Origin of the sequence: uncultured Jatrophihabitans sp. (assembly GCF_964244045.1) — a bacterium.
Taxonomy (GTDB): Bacteria; Actinomycetota; Actinomycetes; order Mycobacteriales; family Jatrophihabitantaceae; genus Jatrophihabitans.
On record NZ_CAXTHK010000005.1, the window covers coordinates 64,591 to 82,808 of the forward strand.

Annotated in this window: 17 protein-coding genes and 1 pseudogene; 5 read left to right on the forward strand and 13 right to left on the reverse strand. The window is 68.3% G+C overall.

Annotated elements, in window-relative coordinates; translation table 11 throughout:
• Positions 1-100: 100 nt before the first annotated feature.
• Genes ACFFC4_RS05950 through ACFFC4_RS05960 form a run of 3 tightly spaced genes read left to right on the forward strand, consistent with a single transcriptional unit; the run spans position 101 to position 3,579 of the window.
• Positions 101-877 (forward strand): ATP-binding cassette domain-containing protein, encoded by a 777-nt coding sequence (locus ACFFC4_RS05950; protein ID WP_375498750.1) that lies wholly within the window; start codon positions 101-103, stop codon positions 875-877.
• Positions 878-887: 10 nt separating this feature from the next.
• Complete coding sequence (locus tag ACFFC4_RS05955; RefSeq protein ID WP_375498752.1) at positions 888-2,348, forward strand: sugar ABC transporter permease; 1,461 nt, start codon at positions 888-890, stop codon at positions 2,346-2,348.
• A 28-nt stretch (positions 2,349-2,376) separates the two neighbouring features.
• Positions 2,377-3,579 carry an ROK family protein gene (locus tag ACFFC4_RS05960; RefSeq protein WP_375498754.1) on the forward strand — a complete coding sequence of 401 codons (1,203 nt, stop codon included), beginning with the start codon at positions 2,377-2,379 and terminating at the stop codon, positions 3,577-3,579.
• A 9-nt stretch (positions 3,580-3,588) separates the two neighbouring features.
• Here ACFFC4_RS05960 and ACFFC4_RS05965 read toward each other — a convergent pair whose 3' ends face one another.
• The 4 genes from ACFFC4_RS05965 to ACFFC4_RS05980 form a co-directional block, all read right to left on the reverse strand.
• Positions 3,589-5,445, reverse strand: coding sequence for an ABC transporter ATP-binding protein (locus tag ACFFC4_RS05965; protein ID WP_375499016.1), 1,857 nt, complete (start codon positions 5,443-5,445; stop codon positions 3,589-3,591).
• Positions 5,446-5,476: 31 nt separating this feature from the next.
• Positions 5,477-6,223 (reverse strand): enoyl-CoA hydratase/isomerase family protein, encoded by a 747-nt coding sequence (locus ACFFC4_RS05970; protein WP_375499018.1) that lies wholly within the window; start codon positions 6,221-6,223, stop codon positions 5,477-5,479.
• A 119-nt stretch (positions 6,224-6,342) separates the two neighbouring features.
• Entirely contained in the window at positions 6,343-6,579 is a 237-nt protein-coding gene (locus ACFFC4_RS05975; RefSeq protein WP_375498756.1) for a helix-turn-helix domain-containing protein, read from the reverse strand.
• Between the two features lie 247 nt (positions 6,580-6,826).
• Positions 6,827-8,446: an ABC-F family ATP-binding cassette domain-containing protein gene (locus ACFFC4_RS05980; protein WP_375498758.1), complete on the reverse strand. Its 1,620-nt coding sequence runs from the start codon at positions 8,444-8,446 to the stop codon at positions 6,827-6,829.
• 145 nt (positions 8,447-8,591) lie between these two features.
• Between ACFFC4_RS05980 and ACFFC4_RS05985 the strand changes: the two genes are divergently transcribed.
• Complete coding sequence (locus ACFFC4_RS05985; protein WP_375498760.1) at positions 8,592-9,593, forward strand: neutral zinc metallopeptidase; 1,002 nt, start codon at positions 8,592-8,594, stop codon at positions 9,591-9,593.
• 96 nt (positions 9,594-9,689) lie between these two features.
• On the opposite strand, the gene ACFFC4_RS05990 is transcribed toward ACFFC4_RS05985, so the two are convergent.
• Positions 9,690-10,568, reverse strand: coding sequence for a GlxA family transcriptional regulator (locus tag ACFFC4_RS05990; RefSeq protein ID WP_375498762.1), 879 nt, complete (start codon positions 10,566-10,568; stop codon positions 9,690-9,692).
• An 88-nt stretch (positions 10,569-10,656) separates the two neighbouring features.
• Between ACFFC4_RS05990 and ACFFC4_RS05995 the strand changes: the two are divergent.
• Positions 10,657-11,139 (forward strand): annotated as a pseudogene (locus ACFFC4_RS05995) (MFS transporter); the annotation flags it as partial.
• On the opposite strand, the gene ACFFC4_RS06000 reads toward ACFFC4_RS05995, so the two are convergent.
• The 8 genes from ACFFC4_RS06000 to sufD all read right to left on the reverse strand — a co-directional run bounded on the left by ACFFC4_RS06000 (position 11,111) and on the right by sufD (position 18,217).
• Positions 11,111-12,355, reverse strand: coding sequence for a lytic murein transglycosylase (locus ACFFC4_RS06000; RefSeq protein ID WP_375498764.1), 1,245 nt, complete (start codon positions 12,353-12,355; stop codon positions 11,111-11,113). The pseudogene ACFFC4_RS05995 and the gene ACFFC4_RS06000 sit on opposite strands and share 29 nt — an antisense overlap.
• 259 nt (positions 12,356-12,614) lie before the next feature.
• Positions 12,615-13,838 carry an acyl-CoA dehydrogenase family protein gene (locus tag ACFFC4_RS06005; RefSeq protein ID WP_375498766.1) on the reverse strand — a complete coding sequence of 408 codons (1,224 nt, stop codon included), beginning with the start codon at positions 13,836-13,838 and terminating at the stop codon, positions 12,615-12,617.
• Between the two features lie 39 nt (positions 13,839-13,877).
• On the reverse strand, positions 13,878-14,168 hold the full coding sequence (locus ACFFC4_RS06010) for a DUF1330 domain-containing protein (protein ID WP_375498768.1): 291 nt from the start codon (positions 14,166-14,168) through the stop codon (positions 13,878-13,880).
• A 63-nt stretch (positions 14,169-14,231) separates the two neighbouring features.
• Entirely contained in the window at positions 14,232-14,576 is a 345-nt protein-coding gene (locus ACFFC4_RS06015; RefSeq protein WP_375498770.1) for a metal-sulfur cluster assembly factor, read from the reverse strand.
• A complete protein-coding gene (sufU, locus tag ACFFC4_RS06020; protein WP_375498772.1) occupies positions 14,573-15,031 on the reverse strand; it encodes a Fe-S cluster assembly sulfur transfer protein SufU in 459 nt (152 codons plus the stop codon). Before sufU ends, ACFFC4_RS06015 begins: the two co-directional genes overlap by 4 nt.
• Positions 15,028-16,284 carry a cysteine desulfurase gene (locus ACFFC4_RS06025; RefSeq protein WP_375498774.1) on the reverse strand — a complete coding sequence of 419 codons (1,257 nt, stop codon included), beginning with the start codon at positions 16,282-16,284 and terminating at the stop codon, positions 15,028-15,030. The genes sufU and ACFFC4_RS06025 overlap by 4 nt, the downstream gene beginning before the upstream one ends.
• Before the next feature lie 2 nt (positions 16,285-16,286).
• Complete coding sequence (gene sufC / locus ACFFC4_RS06030; RefSeq protein ID WP_375498776.1) at positions 16,287-17,051, reverse strand: Fe-S cluster assembly ATPase SufC; 765 nt, start codon at positions 17,049-17,051, stop codon at positions 16,287-16,289.
• Positions 17,048-18,217, reverse strand: coding sequence for a Fe-S cluster assembly protein SufD (gene sufD, locus ACFFC4_RS06035; protein WP_375498778.1), 1,170 nt, complete (start codon positions 18,215-18,217; stop codon positions 17,048-17,050). Before sufD ends, sufC begins: the two co-directional genes overlap by 4 nt.
• Position 18,218: the final 1 nt, after the last annotated feature.

The following is an 18,218-nucleotide window of genomic DNA, read 5'->3' on the forward strand; positions in this document are numbered from 1 at the left end:
ATGACGATGGCCGGACGGGGGTACCGTCCGGCCATCGTCATCGACACGCCGACTGCCCTACGTCCTCGCTCCCCCTCCTGATGAGAAGCCCGGTGACCGCATGACTACGCCGATCCTGGAAATTTCGAAGTTGAACAAGAGCTTCGGTCCGGTGCACGTGTTACACGACGTCGACTTCAACGTCTACCCGGGCGAGGTCACCGCACTCGTCGGCGACAACGGTGCCGGCAAATCAACGTTGGTCAAGTGCGTCGCCGGCATCAACGGCATCGACAGCGGGACGGTGACATGGGAGGGCAAACCGATCACCTTGAACGACCCGCGCGATGCCGCTGCCCTCGGCATCGAGTTCGTTTACCAGGACCTCGCGCTAGCCGACAACCTCGACATCACCCAGAACATGTTCCTCGGCCGCGAGATCCGCCGCTTCGGCTTTCTGGCCGACGGTGAGATGGAGCGCAAGGCGCGCGAGACGCTGACCAGCCTGTCGGTGCGCACGGTCTCCTCGGTGCGGCAAAAGGTCGCCAACCTCTCCGGCGGCCAGCGCCAGACCGTCGCCATCGCCAAGGCCGTGCTTTGGAACAGCCGGGTCGTCTTCCTCGACGAGCCGACTGCCGCCCTGGGTGTCGCCCAGACCCGCCAGGTCCTCGACCTGGTTCGACGCCTCGCCGACCAGGGGCTGGGTGTCGTGCTGATCTCGCACAACATGAACGACGTCATGGAGGTCGCCGACCGCGTCGCAGCCCTCTACCTGGGACGGATCGCGGCCGAGGTCCTGACGAAGAACAGCAGCACGACCCAGATCGTCGAGCTGATCACGGCCGGTCGCAGCGGCGACATCGGTCTTGCGCCTGCCACCGCCAACGCGAACATCTGAGAGGGACGCCATGACTCCCCCGAACCTGGGAAAGCCGACCTCGACGGTGAAGAGCGACGAGGACCTGGCCAAGACCGGATCCACGCCCGAGCGGGCGTCGAGCTTCTCCCTCGACGTCGAACGACGCAGCATCCGCGACGCGCTGCAGGGTTACGTCGACAAGCTGCGTACCGGCGAGCCCGGCGCCCTGCCCTCCGTGCTCGGCCTGATCGTGCTCGGCATCATCTTCAGTCAGGTCAGTGGCCGCTTCCTCACCGACTACAACATCGGCAACCTGCCCGGCCAGGGTGCCTACATCGCCCTGATCGCCATGGGCCTGGTCTTCGTGCTGCTGCTCGGCGAGATCGACCTCTCCGGCGGCACCACGGGTGGCATGTGCGCCGGGTTCGCCGCCCAGGCGATCTTCCAGAGCGGACTGCACGGCGGTGGCGTGCCCACGGGCCTCTACTGGTCCATCCTCGGCGGCATGGCCCTGATGGCCGCGCTGGGCTTCTACCTGAAGTCGATCAGTGGCCCGATCGTCGTGATCCTCGGCATTCTTGTGGTCGTTTTTCAGCTCGACAAGCACGAGTTGTTCGCCATGTTCTTCGCGGTGGCGCTCGGCTGCGCCGTCGGCATCCTGATCGGGTGGCTCGTTGCCTCGGTCGGCATCCCCAGCTTCATCGTCACGCTGGCCCTGTTCCTCGCCTTCCAGGGTGTTCTGCTGTTCGCCCTGAACTCGCAGTCCAAGAAGATCAACGACTACAAGGCCTGGAACGGGCTGGCCAACAACAACCTGACCCCGGCCTGGAGCTGGGTGTTCACGATCGTGGTCATCGGCGGGTACCTCGCCTTCACCGTGCTCAAGTCAGTGACGGCGCAGCGCAAGGGCCTGGCCGCCGACGAGATCTCCCTCGTGCTCGTCCGCGCCGGGCTCATCGCGGTGGCAGCCGTGGTGCTCACCATCTTGGCGAACCGCAACCGCAACGTGCTCCCCTACGGCAAGCTCGAAGGCATTCCCTACGCTGCGGCGATTCCCATCGCCCTGATGATCGTCTCGACGCTGGCGCTCTACCACACGTCGTGGGGACGCCACCTGTTCGCCACCGGCGGCAACGCCGAGGCCGCCCGGCGCGCCGGTATCGACGTCACGCACATCCGAGTCACCGCGTTCACGGTCAGTGGTGGCTTCGCGGCCCTGGGCGGACTGTTCCTGGCCTCGTCGGCCGGCGCCGTCGTGCTGAACCTGGGCGGCGGCAACATCCTGCTGTTCTCGGTTGCTGCTGCGGTGATCGGCGGCACGTCGTTGTTCGGTGGTCGCGGAAAGCCGCAGAACGCAGTGATCGGCGCCCTCGTGATCACCATCATCCCGAACGGCATCGGGCTCAAGCCGAACCTCGGCCCGCAGTACCAGCAGGTCATCACCGGCGTCGTACTCCTTGTCGCGGCCACCGTGGACGCGCTGTCCCGGCGCAGGGCGGTGAAGCGCTGACCCGTTCCGGACGGGTGGGCCAGCAGCGGTGAGCCAGTCCTCGGCGGCCGTGCGGCCGGAAGCAATCCGGCGGCACAACCTGTCGCTCATCCTCGGCCACATCCACCGCGACGGAGCGTTGACCCGCGCGGCACTTACCCAGCGGCTCGGGGTCAGCCGCTCGACGATCGGCGCCCTGGTCGCAGAGCTGACCCAGCTGGGCATCGTCGAGGAGGTCGTGCCCAGCGGCGGCGCCGGGGTCGGCCGCCCGTCCCACGTCGTGGCGCCGCACAAGCGCGGCCCGTACGCCGTGGCGGTCGATGTCGACGTCGCGCACGTGACCGTGGCCGCAGTCGGCCTCGGCGGCGAGGTGCTCGCCCGCCGGGTCGTGATCACCGAGGTGCCCGCGTCCGCCGAGGCGGTGGCCGCGCTCGTCGCCGAGGCGATGCCGATCGTCCAGGCAGAGGCGTGCCCCGACGCCCGCCCGGCCGGTATCGGCGCCAGCGTGCCGGGCACCGTCGACCGGCGGACGGGGCACGTCGGCGTGGCCCCCAACCTGGGCTGGCACGACGCGCCGTTCGGTGCGCTGCTCGCCGACCTCGCTCCGCCGGGCATGCCCATCGCGATCGGTAACGACGCCGACCTGGCGGCCCTCGCCGAGCATCAGCGCGGCAGCGCGCGCGGCATTGACGACGTCGTGTACGTCATGGGCCGCATCGGCGTGGGCGCCGGCATCCTCATCGGCGGCGTGCCGCTGCTCGGTCGTGACGGGCACGCCGGGGAGATCGGGCACAACGTGCTCGACCCGACGGGGCCGGAATGCCACTGCGGGAAGCGCGGCTGCGTCGAGGTGTACGTCGGCGGCGCCGCCCTGCTCGAGCGGGCCGGCCGCCCGCTGCCCCCGAACGACGAAGCGGTGGCCGCAGTGATCGCCGACGCCCACCGCGGCGACGCGCGGGCGCTTGCGGCCGTCTGCGGCATCGCCGAACCGCTCGGGCGCACGATTGCGGCCCTGCTCAACACCCTGAATCCGCAGTTGGTCCTGCTCGGCGGCTCGTTCGCCGAGGTGCTGCGCCTGGCACACCGCGAACTCGAGGACTCTCTCGAGCGCTACGCCCTGGAGGCGCCCAACCGCACCGTGCAGCTCCTCGAACCGGCGCTGGGCGCGGACTCCGCCCTGCTCGGCGCGGCCGAGATCGCCTTCACCGCACTGCTCGAGGACCCGGTGGGCGCGACCGCACTGGTGGGTTGACGCGCGCCGTCAGCCGGCAGGGGTGACCTGAGCCCGGAACTGGGTGCGGTACAGCTCGGCGTACAGGCCGCCGGCGGCGAGCAGGTCGGCATGCCGGCCCTGCTCGACGATGCGCCCCGCGTCGAGCACCAGCACGAGGTCGGCGTTGTGGATCGTCGACAGGCGGTGCGCGATGACGAGAGAGGTACGTCCGGCCAGCGCCCGCGAGAGGGCGGCCTGCACCGCGGCCTCGCTCTCGCTGTCGAGATGCGCGGTGGCCTCGTCCAGGATGACGATCTCGGGCGCCTTGAGCAGCAGCCGCGCGATCGCCAACCGGGCCTTCTCGCCGCCGGAGAGCCGATAGCCACGATCGCCGACGAGGGTGTCGAGACCATCGGGCAGCGACGCGACGAGCTCGCCGATCTGCGCGTCTTCGACGGCCGCTGCAATGGCCGCGTCGTCGGCGTGCGGGGCCGCGTAGAGCAGGTTGGCCCGAATCGTGTCGTGGAACATGTGGGCGTCCTGGCTGACCACGCCGATCCGGTCGTGCAGGGACTGCTGGGTGACGGCGCGGACGTCGTGACCGCCGACGAGCACCTGACCGCCGGTGACGTCGTAGATGCGCGGCAACAACTGGCTGATCGTCGTCTTGCCCGCACCCGACGGCCCGACCAGCGCGATCATCTGCCCGGCCTCGGCGCGGAACGAGACGCCGTGCAGCACCTCGGCCGAGGCCGTGCGCTCGAGCGTGGCGACGTCCTCGAGCGAGGCCAACGACACCTCGGCCGCGGTGGGATAGCGGAAGTGGACGTCGGCGAACTCGACGGTGCGCGCCGCGGCGGGGAGCTCGACGGCGTCGGGTGCGTCGGCGATCATCGGCTCGAGATCGAGCACCTCGAAGACCCGGTCGAAGCTGACCAGCGCGCTCATGATGTCGACGCGGGCGTTGGACAGCGCCGTCAGCGGGCCGTACAGGCGGGTGAGCAGCAACGCCAGCGTGACCACGGTGCCGGCCGACAGCGAACCGGTGATGGCGTAGTAGCCGCCCAGGCCGTAGACGAGCGCCTGGGCCAGCGCCGCGACCAGGGTCAATGAGACGAAGAACGCCCGCCCGTACATGGCCGAGGTGATGCCGATGTCGCGCACCCGGGCCGCGCGACCGCGGAACGACGCGTCCTCCTCGACGGGCCGGCCGAAGAGCTTGACGAGCATGGCGCCCGCGACGTTGAACCGCTCCGTCATCGTCGCGTTCATCGAGGCGTTGAGGTTGTAGGACTCGCGGGTGATCTCCTGCAGGCGCGCGCCGATGCGCCGGGCCGGGATGACGAACACCGGCAGCATGACGATCGAGATCAGCGTGATGGGCCAGGACAGCGTGAACATGACGGCGGCCGTCAGCACCAGACTGACTGCGTTCGAGACCAGGCCCGACAGTGTCGAGGTGAACGCCTGCTGCGCGCCGAGGACGTCGTTGTTCAGCCGGCTGATCAACGCACCGGTCTGCGTGCGGGTGAAGAACGCCAGCGGCTGGCGCTGGACGTGGTCGAAGACCGCGGTGCGCATGTCGAAGATCAGGCCCTCGCCGATGCGGGCGGAATACCAGCGCTGGATGAAGGAGAACACGGCGTCGAGCACGGCCAACGCCGCGATGACGAGTGCGATGTCGACGACGACGTGCGCAGCCGCCTTGCGGGTGATGTCGTTGATGACCCGCCCGGCCAGTACGGGCGTGATGACGCCGACCAGCGCGCTGCCGGTGATCAGTGCCAGGAAGATCGTCAGCTCCCGGCGGTAGGGCTGCGCGAATCGCAGCACCCGTCGCCAGCTTCCCCTGGGGATCGGGTGGGCGGCCTTGGTCCCGTGCCGCGCCGAGCTCATCGCCCGCATCGCGCTGTGGTCGAAGCTCACGCCGACACGCTCACTCGTCGAACCCGGCGAGGTCGCGCAGCCGCCTGTACTGGGCGTCGCGCTCGGCGGCCTGCTGCTCGGCCTGGGTGTGCCGGGACGCAGCCTGCAGCAGCGCCTTCGTCTCGGCTGCCGCGTTGCGGTCGATGGCCAGTAGCGCGTCGACCGTCTCGGCCACCGCCGCGTCAAGGCGATCGGCCGCGACCACCCGGGACGCCAGGCCCATGCCCAGCGCCTCGTCAGCGCCGACGCGTCGGCCGGTGAGACAGATCTCGACGGCGCGTGAGTAGCCGACGAGGTCGACGAGCCGCTTGGTGCCGCCGAGGTCGGGCACGATACCGAGCGCCGGCTCGGGCATGCTCAACCTGGCGTCGGCGGCGAGAATCCGGATGTCGGCGCCCAGGGCCAGCTGCATGCCACCGCCCACGGCGTGACCCTGCACCGCAGCGATGCTCACCAGATCGGGCGCGGAGGTCCAGTCGAAGGCCTGTTGCCACAGCGCAATCCGCTCCGTCGCGTCGGCGCGGCTCAGTTGGGCCAGCCCGCCGAAGCCCTCGTCGGACGACGGCGAGGCAAGGGCGCGGTCGAGCCCGGCCGAGAATGCGCGGCCCTCGGCGCGCAACACGGCGATCCGGACGGTGCCGGGCAGTTCGCGGCGCACGCGGACGAGCTCCGTCCACATACGTGGGGATTGGACATTGAGCCGCTCAGGACGGCACAGCGTGATGGTGACGACGCGCTCGGAACGTTCGACGCGGATCCCCGCGTGCGGGTCGGTGTCGAGGGTGCAGCGAGCGGCGAGCGCGGAATTGGAAGCCGTGGTGTCGATGCGGCCAGGTTACTGCGCCGCACCGACACCGGTCCGGCTCTGTACTCGAGCTACTTCGAGCGAGGCTTCGTCTTGCCCGCGGCGGTCTTGGTCCGGGTGGCGCCGCCCCGGCCGCGCAGCGTCACACCGGACTCCGACAGCACCCGGTGCACGAAGCCGTAGGAACGGCCGTGCTTGTCGGCCAGCTCGCGGATGCTCGTGCCCTTGTCGTAGGCCTTCTTCAGGTCCGTTGCAAGTTTGGTGCGCTCGGCGCCGGTGATCCGGGCGCCCTTCTTCAATACCGCCATGACGTTTCCCTTGGTTTGAGTAAAGTCCGGAGTGCGCGACGGGGTCGAAGGGCACCATCGTGCGGCACGGCGCCCGCCGCAACCAGATCTTGATATCAGCCGCACCGAAGACAGAGCAAGATCGACTCGCATGATGCGCGACACGGCCGCCAACAAAGCCGGGAACGGTAGGGAATTGGGGCGGCCGCCACTGATCACCCGTCGAACGCGTGCCACGGCCGGGACGGCCCGGTCAGCAGGGAACAGCTCAGGCGAGGGAGATGAGCTCGGCGAGGTCGGGACTCCATTGATCCTCGACGCCGTCGGGCAACAAGATCACCTTGTCCGGTGACAGCGCCTCGACCGCGCCCTCGTCGTGCGTCACCAGCACGATGGCGCCGGCGAAGGTGTGCAGCGCGTCGAGCACCTGCCCGCGCGACACCGGGTCGAGGTTGTTCGTCGGCTCGTCGAGCAGCAGGACGTTCGCGGCACTGGTGACCAGCATGGCGAGCGCGAGCCGCGTCTTCTCACCGCCGGACAGGACACCGGCGGGCTTGTCGACGTCGTCACCGGTGAACAGGAAGGCCCCGAGGATCTTGCGCAGCTCGGTGTCGTTCAGATCCGAGCGCCCCACTTCGGAGGCGGACGAGCGCATGTTCTCGAGGATCGTGCGGTCGTGGTCGAGCGTCTCGTGCTCCTGCGCGTAATAGCCCAGGCGCAGACCGTGCCCGGCGATGACCTCACCGGTGTCGGGGGTCTCAACCCCGGACAGCATCCGCAACAGGGTGGTCTTGCCGGCCCCGTTGAGGCCCAGCACAACGACCCGCGCGCCTCGGTCGATGGCCAGGTCGACGCCCGCGAACACCTCGAGCGAACCGTAGGACTTGGACAACCCCTCGGCGGTCAATGGTGTCTTGCCGCACGGTGCGGGCGCGGGGAAGCGCAGCCGGGCGACCTTGTCAGAGACCCGCACGGCGTCGAGGCCGGCGGCCAACGCAGCGGCGCGACGGTCCATCTGGTGCGCCGCCCGCGCCTTCGTGGCCTTGGCGCGCATCTTGTCGGCCTGGCCCTTGAGCTGGTCGATCTTGCGCTCGGCGTTGGCCCGCTCACGCACCCGGCGCTTCTCGTCGGCTTCGCGCTGTTTAAGGTACGTCTGCCACCCGACGTTGTAGACGTCGATGGCCGAGCGGTTGGCGTCGAGATACCAGACTTTGTTGACGACGGCGTCGAGCAGCGAGACGTCGTGACTGATGAGCACCAGCCCGCCGGTGTGCTGGCGCAGGAAATCGCGCAACCAGACGATCGAGTCGGCGTCGAGGTGGTTGGTGGGCTCGTCGAGCAGCAGCGTCGTGGGCTCGGCACCGGAATCCGCGAACAGGATGCGGGCGAGCTCGACCCGGCGCCGCTGACCACCGGACAGCGTCGACAGCGGCTGCTCGAGGACCCGGTCGGGCAGACCCAGGTTCGCGCAGATCCGGGCCGCCTCGCTCTCGGCGGCGTACCCGCCGAGGGCGGAGAAGCGCTCGTCGAGGTTTCCGTAGCGACGCAGCAGGGCCTCGTCGTCGGGGGTCTCCGCCAGCTGGACCTGCGCCTTGGCGATCTGCGTGACCAGGACGTCGAGGCCACGAGCGCTGAGCACCCGGTCCCGGGCAAGGACCGTCAGGTCGCCGTCGCGCGGGTCCTGGGGCAGGTAGCCCACGGGGCCGATGACGTCGAGCCGGCCGGTGTGCGGCAGCGTCTCGCCGGCAAGCACCCGCAGGCTGGTCGTTTTGCCCGCGCCGTTGCGCCCGACGAGACCGATGCGGTCGTCGGCCTGCACGCGCACGGTGGTGGGTTCGAGCAGAATTCGAGCGCCGGCGCGCAGTTCGAGGTCATGGGCAGTGATCATGGGTAACTCCAGGGAACGGACGTGGCATGGACGCACTGGTGTGCATGTGCGCCGTCGTCACTCCCGCTTGATCACACGTCTACGGTACAGACTTTCCGGCACCGCCAATTCCGCCCGACCTGCGAACCATCGGATGTGAGATGCCATGAAGTACAACGACGACGCGCAGCTCGACACGTCGGAGGTCTCGGACTCCCGCGGTGGCGGCTCCGGGTTCTCGGCGGGTGGGATCGGCGGCGGTGGCGGGATCGGCCTGATCGGACTGCTGCTGCCGTTCCTCTTCCGCGGCCGCAGCGGCCGGTTCAGCGGGCTGGTCGTCCTGGTCGTGGTCGGGGTGTTGACCGTGCTGCTCACCCGTGGCGGTTCGAGCAGCGGGCAGGGGGTGCTCGGCCAGCTGGGTCAAAACGGCAACCCCGCGACGGCTGACAACGGTGATCTCGCACAGGAGTGCCGTACCGGCGCCGACGCGAACAGCAAGCTCGAGTGCGCGGTGGTTGCCGACATCAACTCGGTGCAGGACTACTGGGGTGCCGCGTACCCGACGCTGGCGACGCGCTACCGCGGGGCGCAGCGCGGCTACAGCAAGGTCGACACGGTGTTCTTCACCGGGCAGGTGTCGACAGCGTGCGGGTCGGCCAGTAGCGACGCGGGGCCGTTCTACTGTCCCGGCGACAAACTCGTCTACATCGACCTCGGCTTCTACAACCAGCTCAAGAGCCAGTTCGGCGCCGAGGGCGGGCCGCTCGTCAACGCCTACGTGCTGGCCCACGAGTACGGCCACCACGTGCAGGACCTGCTCGGGACCGAGTCGAAGGTCAAGACCCGCGAGGGAGCATCGTCGGACTCGGTACGTCTCGAGTTGCAGGCCGACTGTTATGCAGGGGTCTGGATGAACCACGCCAGCCAGCCGCAGGGCGGCCAGCCGGCGCTGATCGAGGACATCACCCAGGCCGACCTCGACAGCGCCGTCGACACCGCGCAGCGAATAGGCGACGACTACATCCAGAAGAACCTCGGCGGTGGCAACGTCGATCCGGACAGCTTCACCCACGGTTCGTCGGCGCAACGCAAGAAGTGGTTGACGACGGGTTACCGCACCGGGGACCCGCTGCAGTGCGACACGTTCTCGGCGTCGTCGCTGGGTTAGCTCCCGGCTCCCGCTCCCGTCTCCCGCTCCCGTTGAGTGTCGGGTTACGAGCCGAGTGGCGGCTTATAAAGCGACACTCGAGGCGTAACCCGACACTCAACCGGCGGGGGTGCCGCGGAAGGTGCGTCGGTAGGCCAGCGGCGCGACCCCGAGCGAGGCGCGCAGGTGCTGGCGCAGGCTGGCGCCCGAGCCGAGGCCGACGCGCAACGCCACATCGTCGACGCCCAGATCGGTGGCCTCGAGAAGGTGACGGGCCCGCTCGACTCGCTGCGCCAGCACCCAGGCTCCGGGTGACCGACCGGTCTCGCTGGTGAAGCGGCGGTTGAATGTACGTACGCTCATCCGGGCGGCCGCAGCGAGCCGGGCGACGTCCAGCGGCTCGTCGAGGTGCTCGATCGCCCACTGCCGCACCGCCGCGGTGCTCGCGTGCCCGGTATCGGGCACGGGGCGTTCGATGAACTGATCCTGTCCCCCGTCACGCCAGGGCGGGACGACACCCGCCGCGAGCCCGGCCGAGCTCAGCTCATCTCCGTCGTCGACGAAGAGCCGGTTCTCGTCGAGCAGGACGTCCGGATAGAGCGCCCGGAACTCGGCGGCGCGGCGCCAGTGGGTCGTCGCGGGCCGGCCGTCGAACAGCCCGGCAGCGGCGAGAACGAATGCCCCGGTGCAGATGGACACCAACCGAGTACCCGGCCGCACCGACGCGAGGGCAGCGTGCACGTCATCGTCGAGCACGCCGTGCAAGCGGGCCGAGGGCAACCGGGTGCCCGGCACGATCACCGTGTCGGCCCGGGCGAGCGCGGATGCGTCGGCGGTCGGGACCATTGCCCAGCCCGAATCGGTGGCGACGGGGTCTGTCGTCAACCCGGCAACCGTGACGTCGTAGCGCGGGCACTCCGCGTCGTCGAATGCCTCCCCCAGGAGTTGCGACGGGATCGCGGCGTCGAAGCCGACGACGGGCGCAAGCAACAGCACGGTGACGCGGTGCGGGACAGACGTGGCACGATCTTTGCAGATAACGGCGTATGCCACTGGTCCGGCCTGATGCGCCACGACAGACGGGTCGGCAGCAGCGCAGGTGTGGCCCTGCGCGGGGGTTTTCGACGTCGGTGGCACGATCGCCTCCGGGTGGCTGACCGACCGGGTCGGCCCGCGCCTGCTGCTGCTCGTCTACTACGCAGGACGCGGCTTGTCGTTGCTCGCCCTGCCGTCCCCCCTGTCACCGCACACCACGCCGAGCACCTGGGTGTGCATCCTGTTCTACGGTCTGGACTGGGTGGCCACCGTGCCACCGACAGTCGCCCTGTGCCGGGAGTACTTCGGCGACTCCGCGCCCATCGTCTTCGGCTGGGTCTTCGCCGCGCACCAGATCGGCGCAGCAATGGCCGCCAGCGGCGCTAGTTGGATCCGCGACGCCGAGGGGTCCTACGACCTGGCGTTCTATCTGGCCGCCGGGTTGTACGCGTTCGCCGCGCTGCTGTGCTTGACAGCTCGCCGTGGGGAAACCGCCGAACAGATCAGCCGGTCGACGTCGGGGCAGCGGTAGGCACGGGAACCAGCATGCAGCCTGCGGGGACGGGAGTCTTGCCGTCCGGCATCAGGGCAACAGGTGATGTGGTAACCGCTCCGGGCACTGCTGGCACCGTTGCATTGGGCGCCACAGGCGAACCCGTCGCCGGGGCCGGCGTGGGGACGGCAGCCGAGGCGCCCGACGCGATCGGGATGGGTTGGGTGCCCGTCGGGCAGTTCAGGGTGGTTGGCGTGACCGGCTTGGTCGGTGTGCCGGGCTTGGCGGGAGTGATGCTGACCGGAGTCGGCTGGGCGGGCACCGGCGCTGCCGGGTGCCCGGACTTCGGCGCCGGCGCGGTGACAGGTTTGCTAACAGGCTTCGTAGACGCGACCTTGGTCTTCGTTGCGGCCGGCGGGTCGGGGACGATGACACCCGCACCGGTGGCGTAGGCATGTTCCAGCGCAAGGACCGTATCCACGTACGACGTCAGGTGGTTGTACGCGAACACCGCACGAACCTGTCCCGCAGTCGTGGCCAGGTCGCCGCCGGCTGCGCACAGGTACTTCGCGGCCGCCAAGCTCTCGTCGAAGATGTTGAACGGGTCCTGTATCCCGTCATGGTTTCCGTCCGAGGCGTAGTTGGCCCACGTTGACGGGATGAATTGCAGTGGACCCATCGCTCGGTCGTAGGAGGTATCGCCGTCCAAGAGCCCACTGTCGGTATCGCGGATGACTGCAGTTCCGTTCCCGTCGAGGATCGGTCCCAGGATTTTCGCGCTGGACGTGCCGCTGGTGTACAGCGTCGCCCCAGCAAAACGACCGTGATCGCTCTCGACCCGCCCGATACCGGCGAGCAGCGGCCACGGGATCCGACATCCCGGATCGGTGGTCGCCACCGCGGCGGCAGCATCCTGGTAGGCGTGCAGCGCGGTAACGGGGATGCCGTCCGCGGCCAGTGGCGACACGTCCGTCGCTGCATTCTGACCAACCGGGCTGACGACGTTGGCCACGGCGACTCGAACCTTGGCCGGGGTGTGCACCACGGCTGCCGGCTTCGACACGAGCGTGTCCGACGTAGCTTCGACCGAGTTCTCAGCCACTACGACATGCGTCGGGTGCGCACGTCGGCCGGACGTCGAGCGGGAGGCGTCGGTCGACGCCGTGGCCGCGCCGGAGGGCGCCGCATTACCGGTTATCGCCATGGTGGCAATCGACGCGGCGATAGCTACCACCGTGATGGTCAGGCTCAGCATGCTGTGGGAGCGAGGCATTCTGTTGCCATCGACCAAAGGTTGGACAGCGTGCTTGGCGGTGTAAGCGGCCATTAGAAACCTCGTCACATCGATAACCAGAGCTCTTTGCAGTGGTTATCGGCATAACGGGCTCATACTTGAGGACGAGCTTTGTCAAGCTGATCCGGACGATCAGCAAAGCTGTCATTCTGGGCGGAAAGACCTGTCTTCATTATTAGATCCTGTCAACCTGTAAATGACAGGAATGCGGCTGTGCGGGTTAGGTAAATGCAGACAGTCCGGTGATGGCTCTGCCCACAATGAGCGTATTGATCTCCCGGGTGCCCTCGTAGGAATAGAGCGCCTCGGCGTCGTTGAAGTGCCGCGCGATCCCGTAGTCGAGCAGGATGCCGTTGCCACCCAGTATCTCGCGCGCCCATGCAACGCACTCGCGCAACCGCGACGTGCAGAACGATTTGGCCAGCGCCCCTTGTTCGTCGTGAAACACGCCGTCGTCCTGCAGCTGCGCGCCCCGCACGGCCATGCCGAGCGAGGCTGTCAGGTTGCCCAGGATGCGGGCGAGCAGGTCCTGGATGAGCTGGTTCGCACCGATCGGGCGGCCGAACTGAACACGGTCCTTGGCGTACTGCACGGCGACCTCGTAGACCGCGGTCATCACCCCGACGGAACTCCAGGCAACACTCCCCCGCGTCGCTCGCAGGATGGAGTTCGTGTCGTCAAAAGAATTGGCGTTCTGCAGCCGGTTGGCCTCGGGCACCCGCACGCCGTCCAGGGTGAGGTCGGCGTTCTGCGTGATCCGCAGCGCCATCTTGTTTTCCATCTTGGTGGCCGAGAACCCGGGCATCTCCTTCTCGACAACGAAGCCGCGCACGCCACCGTCGCTGCCATCAGTGACGTCTTTCGCCCAGGTGACGATCAGGTCGGCGAACGTGCCGTTGCCGATCCACCGCTTCGCGCCGTCGATGACCCACTCGTCTCCGTCGCGGCGGGCGGTGGTTTCGAGGCCGCCGGCGACGTCGGAGCCGCCGTGCGGTTCGGTAAGCCCGAACGCGCCGATCTTCTCGAGGCGTCGCATCGCCGGCAACCAGCGGTCACGCTGCTCGTCCGAGCCGCACTGGTAGATGCTGCCCATGGCCAACCCGCTGTGGACACCGTAGAAGGACGCGAACGAGGAGTCGATGCGAGCGAACTCCAAGCTGGCAAAACCTGACAGCAGTCGGCGCTGGGGCTCACGTCCTGGCAGGTCCAGTGACAGGCCCATGACGTCGAGCGGTGCGAGCTGCGGGATGAGCTGGTGCGGGAACTCGGCGCGGGCCCAGTAGTCGTCGACGATCGGGACGAGGTGCTCCGTCAACCATGCGCGCAGATCAGCCAGCAACGCCTGCTCATCCTTGTCGAGCAGCGAGCGGTAATCGAAGAAGTCCGGGTCGATGTCGGCGCGTGCCCCGGGAACGGGTCCGTTCTTGTTCGGTTCGTCAGCCATTTCGTCAGGATGACCAGCGCCCGTCGGACGCTAACGCGGTTACTGCACTCCCGGCACGATCCGCATGTCGCGGATGGCGCCACCGTCGAGGGCGGCGAGCGCCTCCGCGTAAGCCGGACTGTCATGCGCATCGCGGGCGGCCTGGACGGACTCGAACTCGATGACGACGGTGCGGGTCGCCTCGCCGGCCTCGTAGGTCTGCTCCGGAACGTCTCGGGCGAGGAACCGGCCACCGGCAGCGAGAAGCGCCGGTCCGGCGAGCCTGCCGTAGGCCGCCACCTTGTCCGCGTCGATGATCTCGCGGTACTCGCTGATCCAGTAGGCCGTCATGAGCGAGCGAAGGACACAGCGGAATGGCCTTTGGCGTCCGGAGCGCAGCGGAGGGAGGTCATATTATACGTTGAAGCCGAGGGCGCGCAGTTGCTCGCGGCCGTCATCGGTGATCTTGTCGGGACCCCACGGTGGCATCCAGACCCAGTTGATCTTGGCGTCGACGGCAAGGGGTTTCGGGCCGAGCGTCAGAGCGGAGTGCGTCTGGTCCTCGATCACGTCGGTCAGCGGGCAAGCGGCTGACGTCAGGGTCATGTCGATGGTGATCACGATGCCCGCTTCGCCCTCGTCGACGGTCACGTCGTAGACGAGGCCGAGATCGACGACGTTGATGCCGAGCTCCGGGTCGACGACGTCACGCATGGCCTCGTCGATGTCGTCGCGCGACGGAATGGTTGGTGCACTCATGAGCTTCGCTCCTTCTTGGTCTCGGCGTCAGCCACTGCACTCTTCATGGCCATCCAACCCAGCAGCGCGCACTTAACGCGAGCCGGGTACTTCGACACACCTTCGAAGGCGACAGCGTCCTCGAGCAGGTCGGCGTCGGCCTCGGTGAGCTCGGCTGCGCCGCGGGACTGCATCAGCTCGAGGAATTTCTCCTCCAGCGCAAGCGCGTCGGTGACATGTTTGCCGCTGACGAGCCCGCTCATGACCGAGGTCGACGCCTGGCTGATGGAGCAGCCTTCGCCGTCCCAGCCGAGGTCGGCGATCCGTCCGTCGGCGATGCGCACCCGCAGGGTGACCTCGTCGCCGCAGGTCGGGTTGACGTGGTGCACCTCGGCGTCGAAGGACTCGGGCAGGCCGCGGTGCTGCGGGTGCTTGTAGTGGTCCAGGATGATCTCCTGGTACATCGACTCACTCATGTGGAGAACATCTCCGCGACCTTGCTGAGGCCCACGACGAGCTGGTCGATCTCGTCGGTGGTGGTGTACACCCCGAATGACGCGCGGGTGGTCGCCGGTATTCCGAACCGCAGGCACACCGGCCGCGCGCAGTGGTGGCCGGCGCGTACGGCGATGCCGTACTCGTCGAGCAACTGAGCGACGTCGTGCGGGTGCACCCCGTCGAGCGTGAACGAGATGGTGGCGCCACGGTCGACATTGTCGGCCGGGCCGATGATGGTCAGGCCCGGCACGGTCTGCAGCTGCTCGAGCGCGTAGCCGGTGATCTGCTCGCCGTGCTCGCGCACGTTGTCGAGGCCCAGGTCGGTGAGCCAGTCGATGGCCGCACCCAGCGCCACGGCCTGAGCGATCATCGGCGTGCCGGCCTCGAAGCGGTGCGGCGGTGCGGCGAACGTCGAACCCTCCATGGCGACGGTCTCGATCATCTCGCCACCCCCCAGGAACGGCGGCAGTGCGGCGAGCAGGTCGTAGCGGCCCCACAGGACACCGACGCCGGTCGGTCCGTAGACCTTATGGCCGGTGAAGGCGACGAAGTCGGCGCCGAGATCCTGGACGTCCAGCGCAATGTGCGGCGCGGCCTGTGCGGCGTCGACGATGGCCAGCGCGCCCACGGCGTGCGCGCGCTCGACGATGCGTTTCACCGGGTTGATCGTGCCGAGCGCGTTCGACTGGTAGACGAACGACACGACCTTCGTCCGCTCGTTGATGACCTCGTCGATGGCCGACTCGACCAACCGCCCGTCGTCACCGATCGGGATCCAGCGGAACGTCGCGCCCGTGCGCAACGCGAGCTGCTGCCACGGCACAAGGTTGCTGTGGTGCTCCATCTCGGTGACCACGATCTCGTCACCGGGCCCGAGCGCGAACTTCTCGCCCCCAGGGAAGGTGGACGCGTTCGAGAAGGAGTACGCCAGCAGGTTCAGCGCCTCGGTGATGTTGCGGGTGAAGATGATCTCGTCGCGTGACGGGGCGTTCAGGAAGGCCGCCACCTTGTCACGTGCGCCCTCGTAGGCGTTCGTGACCTCGCTGCCGAGCGTGTGCACTGCGCGGGCCACGTTCGCGTAGTGGTTGGCGTAGAGATCGGCTTCAGCGTCGATGACCTGCTGCGGCTTCTGCGCGCTGTTGGCACTGTCGAGGTAGACGAGCGGGACGCCGTGCACCTCGCGCGCCATGATCGGGAAGTCCTTGCGGACCGCCTCCACATCCAGAGACATGATCAGGCGCTCGCCGTCTCGTTCACACCAAATCTGTGATAGCCCTCGTTCTCGAGCTTGGTGGCAAGCTCCGGGCCGCCGGACTCGGCGATGCGCCCGTCGAAGAAGACGTGCACGAAGTCGGGCTTGATGTAGTTCAGGATACGCGTGTAGTGCGTGATCAGCAGCGTGCCGATGCCCTGCTCGCGTGAGCGGTTGACGCCGGCGCTGACGACCCGCAGTGCGTCGACGTCCAGACCGGAGTCGGTCTCGTCCAGGATCGCGATCTTGGGCTTGAGCAGCTCGAGCTGCAGGATCTCGTGCCGCTTCTTCTCACCGCCGGAGAACCCCTCGTTGACGCTGCGCTCGGCGAAGGTCTTGTCCATCTCGAGCTCGGCCATGCTGACGCTGACCTCCTTGACCCAGGTGCGCAGCTTCGGCGCCTCGCCACGGATTGCGGTGGCGGCAGTGCGCAGGAAGTTCGACACCGAGACACCGGGCACCTCGACCGGGTACTGCATGGCCAGGAACAGCCCCGCACGAGCGCGTTCGTCGACAGTCATTGCCAACACGTCGGCACCGTCGAGGGTGACCGTGCCGCCGGTGACCGTGTACTTCGGGTGGCCGGCGATCGAGTAGGCGAGCGTCGACTTGCCTGAACCGTTCGGGCCCATGATGGCGTGGGTCTCGCCGGAGGAGACCGTGAGGTCGACGCCCTTCAGAATCTCGGTCGTCTCGCCGGCGTCACCGACGGTGACATGCAGATCGTGGATTTCCAGAATGCTCATTCGTCGTCCTCTTCAACAGAGTCATCAGATTCGATGTCGTTCTTGGGGAAGCCCAGCCGGGCTTCGATGGTGGTCATGACTCGCTGCTGCAGGGCAGCGATGCCGATGCGCTCGACGACATCGGCGAAGAAGCCGCGCACGACCAGACGCCGGGCGACGTCCTCGGGGATGCCCCGGGACTGCAGGTAGAACAGCTGCAGGTCGTCGAAGCGACCCGTCGCGCTGGCGTGCCCCGCTCCGGCGATGTTGCCGGTCTGGATCTCAAGGTTCGGCACCGAGTCGGCGCGCGCGCCGTCGGACAGCAGCAGGTTGCGGTTCATCTCGTAGGTCTGCGTGCCGGTGGCCGCCGGTCGGATGCGGACGTCGCCGATCCAGACCGTGCGAGCGGTGTCACCCGACAATGCGTGCTTGTACAACACGTCGGAGGAGCACTGCGGCACCGCGTGGTCGACGAACAGCCGCGTCTCGATGTGTTGCCCGGCGCCGGCGAAGGCGACACCCAGCAGCTCGGCACGACCACCAGGGCCGGCGTACTGCACGGTCGGGACGATGCGTACGACGCCGCCACCCAGGCCGATGTTGACGTGGCGGAACGTGGCGTCGCGGCCGACCTTGGCCGCGTGCGCGACCAGCACGACCGCGGACGGGTCGCAGTCGTAAATCGCGACGAGGGTCAGCTCGGCGCCGTCGCCGACGATGATCTCGACGTTGCCCGACACGCTCAGCGCGCCGCGGTGGTCGAACACCACGGTGGCGTGCGAGTTCGCGCCGGCCTCGATGATGTGGTGCGAGTAGCCGCGCCCGCTGATCCCGATCCGCTCGATGACTACGGGCTCGGCCAGCTCGGCGCCCGCGTCGGTGACCGTGTGTGTGCCCTTGCGGGCCTGCGCCATGGCCACCGCGCTGGCGCGGTCGGCCGGCGTCAGCACCGAGCCGAACCCCAGCACGGTCTGCGGGTCGACAGCGTCGACGCGCGCGCCGTCGGGCACGGTCGTCGACCCCGTGACGACGAGGTCCTCGGTGAACGGCTCGAAGAAGGCGCGCAGCTTGGTCAACGGGCTGAAGCGCCAGTCCTCGTCCCGTGACGAGGGGGTCTCGAAGGCCTCGGGGTCTCGCGAGGTGAAACGTTCCGCGGGCGAACCCGTGGGCTTGAGCAGTGCGGTCATG